A 1,274-nucleotide genomic window follows, 5' to 3' on the forward strand; every position below is an offset into this window, starting at 1 on the left:
GTCGGTCTCGGTGGGGCCGCACAGCGCCTGGACGACGTGCGCGCCGAGCGCGGTGTCGATCGGGCCGGCGATCGGGACGCCCTGGCCGTCGAGCCGCTGGAAGCCCGTGCGGTTCAGCGCGACCGTGAGCTGGCGGGTCCCGTCCTGGCTGGTCAGCGACTGGGTGGCCGCGCCCCAGACCGATCCGTCATGGCCCCAGAAGCGGCCGCAGGGCAGGGTCAGGGCGTAGACGCCGAGGCCGTAGTCGAGGACGGTCCGGCCGCCCGCGTCCCGCACCGGGACGGTCCGCCGCATCTCCGCGAGGGCGTTCCCGCTGGTCAGCCTGCCGGTGAGCAGCTCGCGGTAGAAGCGGTCCAGATCCTCGGCGGTGGAGACCAGCGACCCGGCCGTGGACGCCCAGCTCATGTCGTACTCGCTGTAGTCGCGGGCCGGGTCGAGCGCGCCGTGCAGCGACTCGTACATCTTCGAGTGCGGGCCGCGCAGGACCGGGCCGCTCCCCGGGAAGTAGGTGTGCTCCAGCCCGGCCCGGCGGATCACCGACGCCGTGATGTAGTCGGCGGCGGTCCGCCCGGTCAGCTTCTCCAGCAGCAGGCCGAGGATCACGTAGTCGGTGCCCGAGGCGGACCAGTTCTGCCCCGGCTCGCCGGTCGGCTCGGCCGCCAGCCCCCAGGCGGCCAGTTGCCGCGGGCTCAGCCTGCGGTACCGGTTGGCGTCGACGCTCGCCGCGGACGGGTCGGCCAGCGAGGGGAACGCGGCGGGCAGGTAGTCGCCGATGCCGCTGGTGTGGTCGAGCAGCATCCGGACGGTGACCTGCCGTCCGCGCGGGCCGGGGACCACGTCCGGGAGGTAGCCGCCGACCGGGTCGTCCAGGCGGACGCGCCCCTGGTCGACCTGCTGCAGGACGGCCGTCGCGACGAACGACTCGGTGATGCCGCCCACGCGCTGCGGCATGCCGGGGCGGACGGCCCGCCCGGTCGCGGTGTCGGCGACGCCGGACGCGCCCTCCCACGTCGTGCCGCCGTCCCGGACCACCGAGTACAGGCCGTACATCCCGGCCTCGTGGGTGGCGTCGAGGGTGGCCTGGAGCTTGGCGTTGTCCAGCGAGGACGTGGACGCCTGCCCCACCGTGGGGGTCTCGCGGCCGGCGTTGGCGGGCTGGAGGTCGTCCTTCGCGGGCGGCTCGTCGCCGTCCGGCGGTGGCGGGCTCAGCGGGCTGCCGGGCGCGGCGGGCATGGGAGCGGTCCAAGGCAGCGGCGGGGTGAGCGCGAGCGCGG

General features: G+C 75.5%; 1 protein-coding gene. It reads right to left on the reverse strand.

Features of this window, described 5'->3' with window-relative positions; translation table 11 throughout:
• Positions 1-1,233: serine hydrolase domain-containing protein (locus tag AB0J52_RS41195; RefSeq protein WP_500188696.1), on the reverse strand; the 1,233-nt coding region annotated here is incomplete at its 3' end.
• Between the last annotated feature and the right edge of the window lie 41 nt (positions 1,234-1,274).

The organism is Spirillospora sp. NPDC049652 (genome assembly GCF_040675125.1).
GTDB lineage: Bacteria > Actinomycetota > Actinomycetes > Streptosporangiales > Streptosporangiaceae > Spirillospora.